The 13,353-nt window shown below is 35.7% G+C and carries 10 protein-coding genes and 1 riboswitch; of the genes, 7 read left to right on the top strand and 3 right to left on the bottom strand.

All coding sequences use genetic code 11. From position 1 onward, the window contains the following. The first annotated feature begins 77 nt into the window (after window positions 1-77). Window positions 78-308: a hypothetical protein gene (locus AC4BB7_RS10765; protein WP_490483009.1), complete on the top strand. Its 231-nt coding sequence runs from the start codon at window positions 78-80 to the stop codon at window positions 306-308. A 150-nt stretch (window positions 309-458) separates the two neighbouring features. Here the strand turns inward: AC4BB7_RS10765 and AC4BB7_RS10760 are convergent, their stop codons facing one another. Together AC4BB7_RS10760 and AC4BB7_RS10755 are read right to left on the bottom strand one after the other, a co-directional pair. After that, window positions 459-1,349, bottom strand: a complete 891-nt coding sequence (locus AC4BB7_RS10760) for a LysR family transcriptional regulator (RefSeq protein WP_490483008.1) — start codon at window positions 1,347-1,349, stop codon at window positions 459-461. A 25-nt stretch (window positions 1,350-1,374) separates the two neighbouring features. Then, window positions 1,375-2,256, bottom strand: coding sequence for a LysR family transcriptional regulator (locus tag AC4BB7_RS10755; RefSeq protein WP_490483007.1), 882 nt, complete (start codon window positions 2,254-2,256; stop codon window positions 1,375-1,377). A gap of 626 nt (window positions 2,257-2,882) precedes the next feature. Further along, window positions 2,883-3,053, top strand: a riboswitch (M-box (ykoK) riboswitch). A 116-nt stretch (window positions 3,054-3,169) separates the two neighbouring features. Here AC4BB7_RS10755 and mgtA point away from each other — a divergent pair. The 6 genes from mgtA to dnaJ all read left to right on the top strand — a co-directional run bounded on the left by mgtA (window position 3,170) and on the right by dnaJ (window position 12,325). Continuing rightward, entirely contained in the window at window positions 3,170-5,833 is a 2,664-nt protein-coding gene (gene mgtA / locus AC4BB7_RS10750) for a magnesium-translocating P-type ATPase (RefSeq protein ID WP_086313501.1), read from the top strand. Between the two features lie 245 nt (window positions 5,834-6,078). Further along, on the top strand, window positions 6,079-7,236 hold the full coding sequence (hemW, locus tag AC4BB7_RS10745; protein ID WP_490483006.1) for a radical SAM family heme chaperone HemW: 1,158 nt from the start codon (window positions 6,079-6,081) through the stop codon (window positions 7,234-7,236). A gap of 188 nt (window positions 7,237-7,424) precedes the next feature. Then, window positions 7,425-8,468, top strand: coding sequence for a heat-inducible transcriptional repressor HrcA (gene hrcA, locus AC4BB7_RS10740; RefSeq protein ID WP_490483005.1), 1,044 nt, complete (start codon window positions 7,425-7,427; stop codon window positions 8,466-8,468). Between the two features lie 61 nt (window positions 8,469-8,529). Continuing rightward, complete coding sequence (gene grpE / locus AC4BB7_RS10735; RefSeq protein WP_086313498.1) at window positions 8,530-9,072, top strand: nucleotide exchange factor GrpE; 543 nt, start codon at window positions 8,530-8,532, stop codon at window positions 9,070-9,072. Window positions 9,073-9,134: 62 nt separating this feature from the next. After that, window positions 9,135-10,964 (top strand): molecular chaperone DnaK, encoded by a 1,830-nt coding sequence (dnaK, locus tag AC4BB7_RS10730; protein ID WP_010771895.1) that lies wholly within the window; start codon window positions 9,135-9,137, stop codon window positions 10,962-10,964. 197 nt (window positions 10,965-11,161) lie between these two features. Next, complete coding sequence (gene dnaJ, locus AC4BB7_RS10725) at window positions 11,162-12,325, top strand: molecular chaperone DnaJ (RefSeq protein ID WP_086313497.1); 1,164 nt, start codon at window positions 11,162-11,164, stop codon at window positions 12,323-12,325. A 63-nt stretch (window positions 12,326-12,388) separates the two neighbouring features. On the opposite strand, the gene AC4BB7_RS10720 is transcribed toward dnaJ, so the two are convergent. After that, window positions 12,389-13,318 (bottom strand): helix-turn-helix transcriptional regulator, encoded by a 930-nt coding sequence (locus tag AC4BB7_RS10720; RefSeq protein ID WP_490483004.1) that lies wholly within the window; start codon window positions 13,316-13,318, stop codon window positions 12,389-12,391. Window positions 13,319-13,353: the final 35 nt, after the last annotated feature.

Raw genomic sequence — 13,353 nt, 5'->3', positions numbered from 1 at the left:
GGTTCATGTTTTTTATTCTGTCATAATGGACGATAAGCAAAAATAATTGCTTACTATTTTTTAGGAGGATAAAATCCATGAAAAAAATTATTTTAGGAACAACAATCTTATTTTGCTCAGTTGCTCTAGTAGGATGCGGTAAAAATGCGGAAAAGAACAATGATAAATCTGAAGGATCGTCGTCCTCCAGAATTGAAAAAAGTAGCAGTTCTCTAGAATCAAGCAAGAAAGATAAGCACGAAAAAACTTCGGAATCGAAAGAAGTTGGCAACAAAACTACAGAGTCCGTAGTAAAAAAGAAAAAGTAAAAAAACTGTTTAACAGGGGATAATGTAGAATCTACAAAATGATTTTTAAAAGTAGTGACTGAGTTGGTTTGTAAGGATGTGAGTGGGGATATAACTCAAAGAGTTATATCCCCACTCATATTTTTTTTAAGAATCAGTGTGTGAAATTCATTAAAAAGAAGTATCAATAAAAGATGATAATACTTGTTTTAGTTGATTTCCAATATATTTATTTTTAAGATAATAGATCGACATCACTCTGAGTGGGAGGCTTTCATCATTTATAGAAATGATGTCTAGATCATCCAAATGACGTTGTAAATATTGTGGGACGATAGAAAAAGTATCGGTGTTTTTTACCATGTAAAGAATCAATTCAGTGGTATCAACGTGAATATCCATTTCTTGAGATCTTGATGGGAGACTGTTTTTCATCCAATCATAAATTGTTTTCGTTTCAAGAAATGTTTGATTAAAGAATACAAAAGGATAATTATCAAATAAGTCTAGACTAATTGTTGCATGGTCGAAAACTGGGTGGCCTTTTCGCATGATGATTTTGTATTCATTTGAATAAATATCTATTTTATTTATCGTATCAGGTACATTTTTTATGGAAGGGCCAATTCCAATATCCGATTCTAATGTTTCGAGTGAGTGAAAGATATTATCTGAAATAATTGTATTGATTCTCAAATATTTATATTCTTGAAACAATGCTGAAAGAGTCTCATTTAATTTGAATTCTAGATCGTTTAAAAAAAGAGAAACATTAATCGTAGTTAATGCAGATTCTTTTGAAAAGGAGAGGTCATTGATCTCATCGCAAATATAGAACATTTCTTGTTTGATACGCCAACAATGACTTTCTAGTATTTTTCCAGCGGGGGTGAGTTGACATTCTTCTTTAGCTCTAAAAAATAGCGCTGCCCCGATTTCATCTTCAAGATTTTTTATTTGCTTACTTAATGCGGCTTGTGAAATGCCGAGATGATTGCTGGCTCTAGTGAATTGTTTTTGTTCGCAGAGTGTTAAAAAGTAGTTTAAATGGGTTAATTCCATGTTCTTTTCTCCTTTCAATTTGTTGTTAAAAAATAAATTGAAGTTGTTCGATTAGATCTTTATGTGCTTTTGAGAGAGGTAGGTCTGAATGATAACCAATAGAAATATTTCTGAAAGGTCCATCAATGATCTCGACTGATGTAATACTTAAATAATTCGGAATGGAATCTGCCAATGAGTAAGGAAGAAATGCCACGCCAAAGTCTTGATCGACTAAATTCAATATTGAGATTGTTGAAGGTAGTTCGTAACATTGATTATCTTTAAGTTCAGGATGGTTTATTTCTATCCAAGTTTTAATTATGTTCTTTTCATAGATTTGTTTTGAATAATTTATTAAAGGGGTTTGCAGTAAATGCTCTACTGACAATTCGTTTAGATAAGATAGTTGATTTTTTTTGCTAATGAAAACAACGTAAGATTCTGAAAAAATCAAACTACTTGCTATTTTAGAATTCTCTTCTGATAGAATACCGACTGCTATATCGATTTCTTTATTTTCCAGAGCTATTTCAAGGTTGTCGTAATAGCCATAATCAATAGAGGCTAATGGATATTTTCGGTGAAAGTCTGTTAGCATTTTTGCAATCAAATAGTCAGTGTCAGCTAAATTTGTTCCGATTTTGATGGTTGCTGTTTCTCCAGTATGGACAAGTAAATTGATTTCTGTGACAGCCATTTCAAATTCTTGAAAAATTTTCTCCCCTCTTTTTTTTAAAACAAGACCCTCAGGCGTTAAGGTGTTATTGCCGTAATCTCTCGTTATCAGTTGGGCGTTTAGCTCCTGCTCTAATTCTCGAATATGTGTGCTTAAATAAGGCTGAGAAATACCTAATTCCTCTGATGTTTTTGTAAAGCTTTTGTTTTTGCATAATGCTAAAAAATAGTCTAATTGTTTTAATTTCATTTGCTCATCTCCTTTACTCTGTTGAAAATAAATGCTGGTTCTCTTCAAGATAAAATAATTTGAGATGAAATAGTCATTTTTTTCAAAAAATATACAAAAAATTAATAGTATTTTTTTATTTTGAAATAATGACTGTTTTCTATAAAGGAAAAGAGCCCTTTTAATTGGTAATAGCCGACCAATTAAAAGGACTTTTATCAGTATTAGCTTACTGATAGGGAATAGTGAACAATTAGTGAATAGGTTGTTTCTTAGTTTAGTATAATTTTCTTTGGCCAATAGAGCCATTCTGTTTTATTTATAGTGCTATTCTTTTTTATGAAATTTGAACAATGAACTTTGGAAATATAAATCCCACTACGGGGGAAAGCCGAAGTGGGATCCATCAGAGCTTACTTTGTAAAAAGGAGTATGGATGTTACATAAACGAACTTGGGAGATTCGTTTATACAAATATAGTAAATAAAATGAACTGAATAAACTATTTCTTTTTTGTCATAGAAGTATTCTTTTTTATAAATGATTTAAAAAGGAAGATGGCGAAAAAATTACATTCAAAAAAAGTTATACAGGTATCGTTTTTTTTGTCTATAAATGTAAGGCATAATTCATTAGAATAACAGTGTAATTCTTCTTGTTAGGCGAGGCTCCTATACAAACACAGGCTACTGCCCAAAAATGTCGAGAGACGCCAATGGGTAGAACAGGAACTGTCGAATTAAGGCTTTTCTTAAGGTAGCTAAAAGCTTGGGCTTTTTACGTTGTATAGTGCCAAAACTCAACGATTATGGAGACTCACGGCAAAGCGGGCTGAGTTTTCAGTGCGCTTTTTTGTGTGGAAAGGATGTGGTGACGGTGCCAGAAGATAGTTCGATAAGCCAGAGATCAACTAAAAGAAAAGAGGATAATCTAGATGCAAAAAGAAATGAAGAACATGATCCATGAAAAAGCTTATCAAAAGATAGCGAATTTATCTATCGATAAAGTTTTAGAAAGCTTTTCCTCTTCGTGGGATGGCTTGAAAGCCCGAGAAGTTCAACACTCAAAAGAAAAATTCGGTATAAATAAAATTACAGATAATAAAAAAAAGTCCTTTATTTATACTGTGATAAAATCCTATGTCACACCATTTACTGTTGTATTGATGATACTAGCAACTATCTCGTTTTTTACTGAATATGTGTATGCTGAACCAAGTGAGAAAGACATTACTGGGGTTTTGATTATGGTGGTCATGGTTTTGTTAAGCGGCACTATGACTTTAGTTCAATCAGTGAAATCAAGTAATGCAGTCAGTAAATTACAAAATATGATTCAGATCACAGCGACTGTTACCAGAGAAAATAAAGAAATGGAAATACCTGTGGACGAAGTTGTTTGTGGTGACTTAGTTAATCTTGCAGCAGGAGACATGATTCCTGCAGATTTGCGGTTGATTCATGCGAAGGACTTATTCGTTTCACAATCAGCGATGACAGGAGAAAGTTTTCCAGTTGAAAAAAAAGTCAAAAATGTTACTTCTACAAATAATAATAACCAAACAGATTTTGATAATTTATTGTTTTTAGGCAGCAATGTCGTTAGCGGCAGTGGTGTTGGTGTAGCTGTTCGGGTTGGGGATAATACACTCTTTGGAAAAATTGCACAAGATGTTGCAGATGATGAGAAAAAAACAAGCTTTGAATTAGGTGTAAACAAAACGACATGGTTATTGATTCGTTTTATGATGGTGATTACGCCAGCAGTATTTTTGATCAACGGAATCACAAAAGGCGATTGGGGTGAAGCCTTAATGTTTGCTATTGCAACGGCTGTAGGGCTTACACCAGAAATGCTGCCAATGATCGTTACGACTAATTTGGTCAAAGGTTCTAGGGATATGGCAAAAGAAGGAACGATCATGAAAAACGTCAACGCGATTCAAAATTTTGGTGCCATGGATATTTTATGTACGGATAAAACTGGCACCCTGACACAAGACAAGGTCATTTTAGAATATCATTACAATACCTCATGCCAAGAAGATCGGGAAGTATTGCGTTCTGCTTTTTTAAATAGTTATTTCCAAACTGGTCTGCGTAATTTAATCGATAAGGCAATTATTGAAGCATCATCGAAAGAGTTATCTATCGATGAAGAAGATTATTTTAAAATTGATGAAATTCCTTTCGACTTTAATCGTAGAAGAATGAGTGTTGTTATTAAAAATAGAAGATCGAATCAAAGCTTTTTGATTACTAAAGGAGCAGTTGAAGAAATGCTACAAGCATGCTCTCATATCAATCAGGCTGGAGATGTTGTTCCGATCACACCAAAAATAAAAAAACAAGTATTGAAAACAGTGAAGGAATTAAATGAAGATGGTCTGAGAGTCTTAGCGATCGCAGATAAAAAAGTCAACAATCAATTAGATGACTATTCTGTTGCAGATGAACAGGAACTGATTTTACAAGGGTATCTCGCTTTTCTAGATCCTCCTAAAGAAACGGCTGCTGCTGCTATTCAAGCATTAAAAAGTAACGGAGTTTCTGTAAAAATTCTAACAGGTGATAATGAATTAGTAACACGTTCAGTTTGTAAAGAAGTTGGTCTGGGGACTGAAAAAATGATCGATGGTTCAGCAATTTCTAAATTATCTGAATCAGAACTAGAACAGATGGTCAATAAATATACTATTTTTACAAAAGTAACACCTGATCAAAAAACAAAAATTGTTAAAGCGTTGAAGAAAAATGAACAAACAGTTGGCTTCATGGGGGATGGAATCAATGACGCAGGAGCTATGAAAGTCTCTGATGTTGGAATTTCTGTAGATACGGCAGTTGATATTGCAAAAGAATCGGCTGATGTGATTTTGCTGCAAAAAGACTTAATGGTTTTAGAACAGGGGATTATTTCTGGACGCAAAGTCTTTAGTAATACAATGAAGTATATCAAAATGACAGCAAGTTCAAATTTCGGGAATGTATTTTCTGTTATTCCTGCGAGTATTTTTTTACCATTTTTACCAGTTGCGCCGATTCAATCACTATTTTTGAATTTGATTTACGATACATCTTGCATGTCGGTTCCGTGGGATAACGTGGATAAAGAGTATGTCGAAAAGCCTAAGAAGTGGGAAGCCAAATCAATTGGTTCATTCATGAAATGGTTTGGACCGACAAGTTCTGTTTTTGATATCGTTACTTATCTATTTATGTATTTTATTATTTGTCCAACTATCTTAGGCGGTGGATTTTTCTCATTAGCAGCCGATCAGAAACTCTTATTTATCGCTATTTTCCATGCAGGTTGGTTTATTGAGTCTTTATGGTCACAAATGTTGGTACTTCATATATTGAGAACGCCAAAAATACCATTCCTTCAAAGTAGAGCTTCAGGCATCTTGACGCTCGTCACTTCAGTTGGAATTTTAATTGGAACAATTTTGCCGTTTACGAATTTAGGAGCAAGTATTGGTTTTGCACCACTTCCAGGAAATTACTTTTTTTACTTGATTCCAACAATCATTGCGTATTTACTCTTAGTAACAGTGATCAAGAAAATATATATAAGAAAATATCAAGAATTACTCTAGTCAGAAAATACAGAGTTTTAACTGGGCTATTCTATCAAATATCAGACACTTTGATTTCGCGGGAGATATCAAAGTGTCTGTCTTTATTGTATAGTGTCATTACTTTTAAAAGGGGAGCGGAAGAATGAAAAAGCGGGAAATTATGAAGCAAATTAAAACATTTTATCATTGAGTGTGGTAAGATAAGAGACGTCTTCTATATGATGTAAAATAGCAAGACACTCTAAAGTGGAGGAAGAAATAAATTGAAAAACAATTCTAATAGCACCTCAGCATATATACATATTCCGTTTTGCGAACATATCTGTTACTACTGTGACTTCAATAAAGTTTTTTTAGAAGGACAACCTGTAGATGAATATATTCAAAGTCTTTTAAAAGAAATCCGATTAACGAAAGAGCACTATCCAAGCAATGATACCAAAACAATTTACATTGGAGGGGGAACACCTACATCGTTATCGGCGAATCAATTAGCAGTTTTATTAGAAGGTGTACGAAACTTACTCCCTTTTGATCCTAAAAATGAATTTACAGTGGAAGCTAACCCTGGAGATTTAACACAGGAAAAATTACATGTAATGAAAGAATATGGTGTGAACCGCTTGTCTATGGGCGTACAAACTTTTGATAATCAATTGTTGAAGAAAATTGGAAGAAAACATACAGCTGAAGATGTGTACGAAACGATGAAATTTTTGGAAAAAGAAAATTTTTCAAATGTAAGTATCGATTTGATCTATGCTTTGCCTGGACAAACACTTGAAGGATTCCGGGATACGTTGAAACGTGCGATCGAACTTGATTTACCTCACTATTCATTGTACTCACTAATTTTAGAAAATAAAACAATGTTTATGAATTGGGTTCGTCAAGGGCGCCTACAGTTACCAGATCAAGAAGTTGAAGCCCAAATGTTTGAAGAAACGATCATCGCAATGGAAAAAGGCGGCAGACATCAGTATGAAGTGAGTAACTTCGCATTAAAAGGCAAAGAAAGTCAGCATAATTTGATTTACTGGGATAATGAACACTATTATGGGTTTGGCGCTGGAGCAAGTGGCTATTTAGGACATACTCGCTATCGAAATCACGGACCAATTCAGCATTACCTAAAACCTTTACGTGATGATCAGTTACCAACTGTTGAAAAAGAGATACTAACATTGAATAATCAGATGGAAGAGCAACTTTTCTTAGGATTGCGCAAAAAAGATGGTGTCTCTAAAGCGCAATTTAAAGAAAAATTTGGTGTTACGTTAGAGCAAGTTTATAAAGAAAAGATCCCTAAATTGATTGAAAAGGGGTTATTATTGGAAGATGATACGTCTATTCAACTTTCCGAAAAAGGCTTATTTGTTGGAAATGATGTTTTCGAAGAGTTTCTAATCGACAAAGAATAAAAAAGAAAAAGTACAGAGCTGTTTTTGAATAAAAACCCTCTAGTGCTTTTTTTTTATCATCGTTTAGCACTCGATGATAAAGAGTGCTAAAAAAGTGTGTTTTTCTCTTGACAATTATACAAGATGTTGATATATTAATAATTGTATTAGCACTTAGATGCCATGAGTGCTAATGAAGGGTGGTAACTATGATAACGGAAAGACAAAAGAATATTTTGCGACTTATCATCCAGGGATACACAAATACAGGAACTCCTGTAGGATCAAAGAAATTGATGGAAGAAGGAATTAAATCAAGTTCTGCAACGATTCGTAATGATATGAAAGCTTTAGAAGAACATGGATTATTATTAAAGACACATTCTTCGTCTGGTAGAATTCCTTCAATGGATGGTTATCGTTATTACGTGGATCATTTACTAAGGCCGGCTGAAGTTGAACGTGATGAGTTAGAAACGATTCGTCGTTCTTTTGGCAAAGAATTTCATGAAATCAATGATATCATTGAACAATCGGCTGAGATCCTTTCAGATTTGACTAGCTATACAGCATTTTCGTTAGGACCAGAAGTGAAAGAACGGAAATTGACAGGTTTTCGTATCGTTCCTTTAAATGATCGCCAGATTATTGCTGTGATCGTTACAGATAAAGGCAATGTGGAAAGTCAGGTCTTTGCGATTCCGTCATCTGTATCTAGCCAAGATCTAGAGAAGATGACCCAAATCATCAATGATAAACTTGTAGGACAACCGCTATTGACTGTTTATCATCGATTAAGGACGGAAATTCCGATGATTTTACATCGTTATTTTCAAACGCCTGAAGGGATGATGAATTTATTCGATGCAATGTTAGGTCATGCTTTTGAAGAAAAAGTATTTGTCAGCGGGCGCATGAATGTTTTAGATTTCGGGATGAAACAAGATATCGATCAATTAAAATCTGTCTATTCTTTTATGCAAAATACAGATGCACTTACACATTTGTTGACGACAGATGAAAAGACAGATACTCAAATAGCGATTCGGATCGGTTCGGAAATAGGCAACGATCTGCTGGATAATATGAGTATGATCACTGCAACGTATGAAGTATCCGGTCACGGTAAAGGAACGATTGCTTTATTAGGTCCGACTAGTATGCCGTATTCAAAAATGTTTGGTTTAGTGGATGTTTTTCGCCATGAACTAGCTACAAAGCTTGGTGCTTATTATCGTTTTCTTGATGAATAAGCTAAAAGTTTAAATATAGAATTCTATTAATTCTACGGAAATGAGAAGGGAAGTTGCCAGAGTGAGTAATAAAGAGGAAACAAATGAAGAATTACAGGAAGAACGCATGGAAGCTATCGATGATTCAGGAGTTTCAGAAGTAGAAGCTGAAATGACAGAATTAGAAAATGCTCAAGCTGAACTATCAGAAATGGAAGATAAATTCCTAAGAGCTCGAGCTGAAATTGCCAATATGAGCAACCGTTTTAAAAATGAACGTGAATTGCTTGTTCGTTACCGATCGCAAGACTTAGGTAAAAAATTATTGCCTTCGCTTGATAATTTAGAACGTGCGATGGCAATCGAAGTCGATGATGAGCAAGGCGCAAGCTTGAAAAAAGGTATTTCGATGGTTCTTGAAAGTGTACAAGCTGCACTGAAAGAAGAGGGTATTGAAGAAATTCCAACAATGGGTGAAGTATTCGATCCTAATTTACATCAAGCAGTTCAAACGATTCCAGCAAGTGATGAAACACCTGCAGATACAATCGTTGAAGTCCTACAAAAAGGATATAAATTACATGACCGCGTTTTACGAGCAAGCATGGTTGTTGTTGCACAATAACAAGGAATGTTTGCATAATATAAATTGAAAAAATTAAAATAGAAGATAGGAGATCATTAATTATGAGTAAAATTATTGGTATTGACTTAGGAACTACAAACTCAGCAGTTGCAGTATTAGAAGGCGGAGAAGCAAAAATCATTGCAAACCCAGAAGGTAACCGTACAACACCTTCAGTAGTATCATTTAAAAATGGCGAAATCCAAGTTGGTGAAGTGGCAAAACGTCAAGCAGTGACAAACCCACATACAATTGCATCAATCAAACGTCATATGGGCGAAGCTGGCTACAAAGTTGAAGCTGATGGCAAATCTTACACACCTCAAGAAATTTCTGCGATGATTTTACAATACTTAAAAGGCTTTGCAGAAGAATATTTAGGTGAAAAAGTGGATAAAGCTGTTATTACAGTTCCAGCTTACTTCAACGATGCGCAACGTCAAGCAACAAAAGACGCTGGTAAAATCGCTGGTTTAGAAGTAGAACGTATTGTTAACGAACCAACAGCTGCGGCATTAGCTTACGGTTTAGATAAAACAGATAAAGACGAAAAAGTCTTAGTATTTGACCTTGGTGGTGGTACATTTGACGTATCAATCCTTGAATTAGGTGATGGTGTGTTCGACGTATTATCAACTGCCGGTGATAACGAACTAGGTGGAGATGACTTTGATAATAAAATCATCGACTACATGGTAGCAGAATTCAAAAAAGAAAACGGTGTTGATTTATCTAAAGATAAAATGGCTGTTCAACGTTTGAAAGATGCTGCTGAAAAAGCGAAAAAAGATTTATCAGGTGTTACATCAACTCAAATTAGCTTACCGTTTATCACAGCAGGAGACGCTGGTCCATTGCACTTAGAAATGAACTTAACTCGTGCTAAATTTGATGAATTAACAAGTGACTTAGTAGAACGTACAAAAACACCTGTACGTCAAGCATTGAAAGATGCTGGCTTGAACCCTTCTGAAATCGACGAAGTAATCTTAGTTGGTGGATCTACACGTATCCCAGCTGTAGTAGAAGCTGTTCGTAAAGAAACAAACAAAGAGCCTAATAAATCAGTGAACCCGGATGAAGTAGTAGCAATGGGTGCTGCGATCCAAGGTGGCGTTATCACAGGTGATGTTAAAGACGTTGTATTATTAGACGTAACACCATTATCATTAGGTATTGAAACAATGGGTGGCGTATTTACTAAATTGATCGATCGTAATACAACGATCCCAACAAGTAAATCACAAGTATTCTCAACTGCCGCTGATAACCAACCAGCCGTAGATATCCATGTATTACAAGGTGAACGCCCAATGTCAGCAGATAACAAAACATTAGGTCGTTTCCAATTAACAGATATTCCAGCAGCTCCTCGTGGTGTGCCTCAAATCGAAGTAAGTTTTGATATCGATAAAAATGGTATCGTAAACGTACGTGCGAAAGATTTAGGAACACAAAAAGAGCAAACAATCACAATCAAATCTTCTTCAGGTTTATCAGATGATGAAATCGAACGTATGGTGAAAGATGCTGAATCAAATGCTGAAGCAGATAAAGCACGTAAAGAAGAAGTTGATCTACGTAACGATGTTGATGCTTTGTTGTTCACTGTTGATAAAACATTGAAAGAATTAGAAGGCAAAGTAGACGCTGATGAAGTGAAAAAAGCAGAAGATGCTCGTGATGAGTTAAAAGCAGCTGTTGAAGCGAATGATATCGAACAAATGAAAGAAAAACGTGATTCATTAAACGAAATCGTTCAAAACTTAACAGTAAAACTTTATGAACAAGCAGCGCAACAACAAGCGCAAGAAAATCCTGAAGCTGCACAAGGTGGAGCAGATGATGTTGTAGATGCTGACTTTGAAGAAGTAGAAGGCGACGATAAATAATCGTTAACAAGCTGGCAAAGACCAAAGTCATCGCTTTGGTCTTTGCCTATCTTTATTTGTAGATAAATACTGGCAAATGAAGGGAAGCTATTTTGCTTTTGCGTGATTTGTGGTATGATTACAACGATGTTTTTATACAAATAAGTTGGCGTCGATCCTATTTTAGAATAAATGGAATAATAGTTGGAGGGGAACTAATGGCTACGAAAAGAGATTATTATGAAGTGCTTGGCCTTGCCAAAGGTGCTTCAGATGATGAAATAAAAAAAGCTTACCGAAAGCTTTCCAAGCAATATCACCCAGATATCAATAAAGAAGCAGATGCAGAAGATAAATTTAAAGAAGTTTCTGAAGCCTATGAAGTGTTGAGTGATCCTCAGAAAAAAGCGGCTTATGATCAATATGGTCATGCAGGCACTGATCCAAATTACGGCGGAGCAGGTGGTTTCGGCGGCTTTGGCGGCGGTGGATTTTCAAGTAGCGGTTTTGGCGGCTTTGAGGATATTTTCGATTCATTCTTTGGCGGCGGTTCTCGTAGTGTAGATCCAACAGCGCCAAGACAAGGGGCTGATCTGCAATATACAGTCAACCTTAAGTTTGAGGAAGCCATTTTTGGTGTAGAGAAAGAAATCAAATACAACCGTGAAGATAACTGTAGTACATGTGGTGGGAACGGTGCTAAGCCAGGTACACATCCAGAAACTTGTCACAAGTGTCATGGATCAGGTTCAATCAATGTTGAACGTCAAACGCCACTTGGACGTGTGATGAGCCGTCAAACTTGTGATGTATGTCGTGGAACGGGTAAAGAAATCAAAGAACCTTGTCCAACATGTCATGGAACTGGACATGAGAAAAAAGCGCATAAAGTCAAAGTCAATGTTCCAGCTGGAGTAGAAGATGGACAACAAATGCGTTTGGCAAATCAAGGAGAAGCCGGAATGAACGGCGGACCATATGGTGATTTGTACGTTGTATTCAGTGTAGAGGATAGTAATATTTTTGATCGTGATGGTTCAGAAATTTATTACGATTTACCACTAAGTTTTGTTCAAGCAGCACTTGGTGATGAAGTCAAAGTACCGACTGTTCATGGGGATGTGAAGTTAAAAATTCCAGCAGGCACTCAAACAGAAACAAACTTCCGTCTAAGAGGTAAAGGTGCACCGCGCTTGCGAGGTGGCTCTAATGGTGACCAGCATGTGAAGGTCAAAATCATTACACCTAAAAACTTGAATGATGAACAAAAAGAAGCATTACGCACATTTGCTAAAGCTGGCGGACAAACCGTAAGTGAACAGCAAGAAGAAGGCTTCTTTGATAAAATGAAAGACGCTTTTGGCGGCAAGAAAAAGAAATAAAAATAGGAAGGCTTCTCAACCTGTACTCAAGTGGTACAGCGTGAGAAGCTTTTTTTAGCCTGATTATTGATAAAGTTCGAGTAACTCTTCGATGCGATTTTTTAATTCAGCTCTAACGTGTGGTGGGTCAAGGCATTCGCACTGATTTCCAAATCCTAAAAGTAAGTTGTAGCCAAATTCATCTTCCATGAATGGAAACTTAACCATGTATAAATCTGAATCAGTAGAAAAAAAGTTCAGCTGTCCAAATTTATCGATTAGTTGTTCTTTGACCTTATGCGTTACTTTAAGCGTTATGGTCGTAAAGTCTTTACCGTAAAACGGTTCTTTTCCTAAGGGTTGAGGTTGAAATTCTCGAGGAGTAAAAGTTGTCGGTAATAATTCTAAATCATTCATTCTTGAAATTTTAAACGTACGAAAATCTAATTTCTCTGTGCAATAAGCCTGTAAATACCAACTTATTTCTTTTAAAACAAGTCGATAAGGCTCGATGATTCGCGTTGTTTGCCGTCCTTTATTGTCCTCATAGTGAAAACGTAATAAGCGTTGTTGATCCATACCAGATTTGATCACTTCTAAAAATGGCTGTAAGGTATGATTGCTAGTCCATGGAGTGAGATCAATCGCAATTTGATTCGTTTTGAACTCAATTTCTTCCATGAAACCTGCTGGGACAAGTGTTTTTATTTTTTCAAATGTTTGGCTTATTTGAATAGGTGAGACATTCGTCGATATACTTTCTAAAGCAATCAAGAGGGAAGTGATATCGGCTGATGTAAAAAATTGTTTATCGATTTTATAATTCTCCATGATTTGGATACCGCCATTTACGCCCGGAGTCGTGGTTACTGGTATACCGGCCTCGCTCAGAGATGTAATATCTCGATAAATGGTTCGAACGGATACTTCCAAGGTCTCAGCTAATTGAGAAGCACTGATTTGTTTTTTATCTAATAAGATCATAATGATGGCAAGCAGTCGTTCAGTTTTCATAAAAGCACCTCTTTTTTGTTTGGCATAGTTCTTCT

Source organism: Enterococcus sp. AAFC-DPL-5182, from assembly GCF_058216605.1.
This window is presented reverse-complemented; position numbering and strand designations above follow the sequence as displayed.

Bases quoted from the DNA above. Each gene is read 5' to 3' on its own strand.
- AC4BB7_RS10765 (WP_490483009.1), top strand. From the start codon at position 78: ATGAAAAAAATTATTTTAGGAACAACAATCTTATTTTGCTCAGTTGCT.
- AC4BB7_RS10760 (WP_490483008.1), bottom strand. From the start codon at position 1,349: ATGGAATTAACCCATTTAAACTACTTTTTAACACTCTGCGAACAAAAA.
- AC4BB7_RS10755 (WP_490483007.1), bottom strand. From the start codon at position 2,256: ATGAAATTAAAACAATTAGACTATTTTTTAGCATTATGCAAAAACAAA.
- mgtA (WP_086313501.1), top strand. From the start codon at position 3,170: ATGCAAAAAGAAATGAAGAACATGATCCATGAAAAAGCTTATCAAAAG.
- hrcA (WP_490483005.1), top strand. From the start codon at position 7,425: ATGATAACGGAAAGACAAAAGAATATTTTGCGACTTATCATCCAGGGA.
- dnaK (WP_010771895.1), top strand. From the start codon at position 9,135: ATGAGTAAAATTATTGGTATTGACTTAGGAACTACAAACTCAGCAGTT.
- dnaJ (WP_086313497.1), top strand. From the start codon at position 11,162: ATGGCTACGAAAAGAGATTATTATGAAGTGCTTGGCCTTGCCAAAGGT.
- AC4BB7_RS10720 (WP_490483004.1), bottom strand. From the start codon at position 13,318: ATGAAAACTGAACGACTGCTTGCCATCATTATGATCTTATTAGATAAA.